The sequence below is a fragment of the Rhodoblastus sp. genome, assembly GCF_041915505.1.
Taxonomy (GTDB): Bacteria; Pseudomonadota; Alphaproteobacteria; order Rhizobiales; family Beijerinckiaceae; genus Rhodoblastus.
Genome location: NZ_JAYSBG010000447.1, coordinates 1 through 2,543 on the forward strand (window position 1 = coordinate 1; position 2,543 = coordinate 2,543).

The 2,543-nt window shown below is 67.7% G+C and carries 4 protein-coding genes; 3 read left to right on the forward strand and 1 reads right to left on the reverse strand.

All coding sequences use genetic code 11. From position 1 onward, the window contains the following. From ACE3S9_RS18385 to meaB, 3 genes are all read left to right on the forward strand, one after another. On the forward strand, positions 1 to 209 hold a 209-nt coding region (locus tag ACE3S9_RS18385), incomplete at its 5' end, for a putative PEP-binding protein (RefSeq protein ID WP_374547921.1). A 239-nt stretch (positions 210 to 448) separates the two neighbouring features. Further along, entirely contained in the window at positions 449 to 868 is a 420-nt protein-coding gene (locus tag ACE3S9_RS18390) for a secondary thiamine-phosphate synthase enzyme YjbQ (RefSeq protein WP_374547922.1), read from the forward strand. Between the two features lie 60 nt (positions 869 to 928). After that, entirely contained in the window at positions 929 to 1,864 is a 936-nt protein-coding gene (meaB, locus tag ACE3S9_RS18395) for a methylmalonyl Co-A mutase-associated GTPase MeaB (RefSeq protein WP_374547923.1), read from the forward strand. On the opposite strand, the gene ACE3S9_RS18400 is transcribed toward meaB, so the two are convergent. Continuing rightward, the coding region (locus ACE3S9_RS18400; RefSeq protein ID WP_374547924.1) for a hypothetical protein at positions 1,861 to 2,543 on the reverse strand (683 nt) is incomplete at its 5' end. The genes meaB and ACE3S9_RS18400 overlap by 4 nt on opposite strands.

A 2,543-nucleotide genomic window follows, 5' to 3' on the forward strand; every position in this document is an offset into this window, starting at 1 on the left:
TGGTGGCGCTCGCGGCCGAGCGCGGCAAGAAGACCCGCGCCAAGATCAAGCTCGGCATTTGCGGCGAGCATGGCGGCGATCCGTCCTCGGTCGCCTTCTGCGAGAAGACGGGGCTCGATTACGTGTCCTGCTCGCCCTATCGCGTGCCGATCGCCCGCCTCGCGGCGGCGCAGGCCGCCCTGGGCGAATCGGCGCGTTCGACGGCGTAACGCCGAACCCCTTCTCCCCTCGCGGGAGAAGGTGGATCGCCGCCAAAGGCGGCGAGACGGATGAGGGGGCCTCGCCCCAGCGGCGAAGACCCCCTCATCCGGCGCCGCGCGCCACCTTCTCCCGCCATAGCCCGTCGAAAGACGGGCGTTCTGCCGAACGCCCTGCTGGGAGAAGGGAGGCAGTTCGGCATGTGGGAGGAGGCGCTTGCGTCGCGCGGCGCGGCGGCCGGGAGGATCGATTGCGGCAGGTTCAGCATCGTTTGACCGTTGCGACGCGCGGGCGCGGCCTGTTCGAATTTACCCGCGAGGCGCGGGCCTTTCTGCGCGAGAGCGGATTGACCATCGGGCAGATGACCGTTTTCTGTCGTCATACCTCGGCCTCGCTGCTGGTCCAGGAAAACGCGGACCCCTCCGTGGTCGACGATCTGCTCGCCTTTTTCGACCGGATCGCGCCCGAGGGACGCGGGCTCTACAGTCACGAGAACGAAGGGCCGGACGACATGCCGGCCCATTTGCGCACGGCGCTGACCCAATCGAGCCTCGTCGTTCCGTTCGCCGAAGGCGATTTGCTGCTCGGGACGTGGCAGGGGATTTATCTGTTCGAACATCGCCGCGCGCCGCATCGCCGCGAAGTGATTTTGCACGCCATCGGCGCGTGATCGCGCGCTTGCCAGAAGGCGCCGCGGCGGCTAGAGCAGCGCGACACTCGCGGAGGCTTCATGCGCGCGCCTTTTCCTGATCTGGCTTCCATCGCCGCCGGCGGAAAGCGCGGCCTGTCGCGCGCGCTGGCCCTGATCGAAACCCATGAGGGAACGGCGGAACTGGCGGAGCTGCTCGACGCCGCGCTGGCGCAGACACGCGCTCATACCGCCGGCCTGACCGGGCCGCCCGGCGTCGGCAAATCGACTTTGACCAACGCCCTTTTGCGCGCCTGGCGCGGGCGCGGCGAAACGGTCGGCGTCATCGCGGTCGATCCGTCGTCGCGCCGCACGGGCGGGGCGCTGCTCGGCGACCGCGCGCGCATGGCCACCGACCCCGACGATCAGGGCGTTTTCGTCCGCTCGATGGCGGCGCGCGACCGGCTCGGCGGATTGTCGGACCAGACCATTGCGGCGGCGGCGCTGATGCGCGCTTTGTTCGATCGCGTGCTGATCGAAAGCGTCGGCATCGGTCAGTCCGAGGCCGATATTTCCTTCGCGGTGGACAGCGTGATCCTCTGCGTGCAACCGGGCTCCGGCGACTCCCTGCAATTCATGAAGGCCGGCGTGATGGAGCTGCCCGACATTGTCGTGGTGACCAAGGCCGATATGGGCGACGCCGCCCAGCGCGCGAAAAGCGAGGTTGAAGGCGCGCTGACTTTGTTTGACCGTGACGACGATTGGCGGGTGCCGGTGATCCTGGCTTCCGCTGCGAGCGGCGCGGGTCTGGCTGAATTGCATCAGGCCCTGGCCGATCATCGGGTATGGGCGGAGCGTTCTGGCGCGTTGAAGGCCCGCCGCGCGGCGCAGGAACAGGCCTGGGTGGAGGAATCGATCCGCGCCCGTTTCGGCTCCGAAGGTCTTTCGCGCGCGACCTCCGTGCGATCGGCGGCCAAGGGGCCGTTCATGCGCGAATTGGCTATCGCGCATGAATTGATGCGGCGGCTCGGCGGCTAGGGCGCAATCATCCGGTAATGGCGGGCGAGCGCGGTGAGGCCGCGGCGTAGGATGAACAGAGCCACGGCGCCGGCCATTTTACCGTCCTTATAGGCGCCGATCTCGCGGCCGACATCGACGATCTCGCGATCCGCCAGCACGATCGCCGCGAGCGGCTCACGAAAATCCTCCGGGATCGCCTCGCGCGCGGCGCGATATTTCTGCAGCGCCTCGATCTGGCTTTCACAGCGCCACAGGCCATTGGGCGAATAGGCCGCCGCGACCTCTTGCGACGGGTCGAGCGAGCGCAGCGGGTCGAGACCGGCGCGGAAAAAACTCTCGCGATATTTTTCGCCGGCCTGGGCGAGCGCGAAATTGCGCGCCTTGTCCGCGCGGTCGAGCTGGTTGCGGTCGCGCAGGCGGACCAGCGGCCCGTCGTCGAGGCGGATGCGCGCGAATTCGACCGTCTTCGCCTCGAATGTGTCGCCGCGCGCCACTTCGACCGTTTCGGAAAAGGTCTCGATCCGCGCGGATTCGCCCGCCTTGAGCAGCCGCTCGACGCTAGGGCCCTCCGGCGCGCGATAGCCGGTTCGTTGGAAGCGCTCCAGCGTTTTTCGCGCCTCCTCCCTTGAGCCTGTTTCGAGGCAGGCGAGTTTCGGCAGGGAAATCTTGCGCTTTCTGTTCATGTTCGGCTCACGTT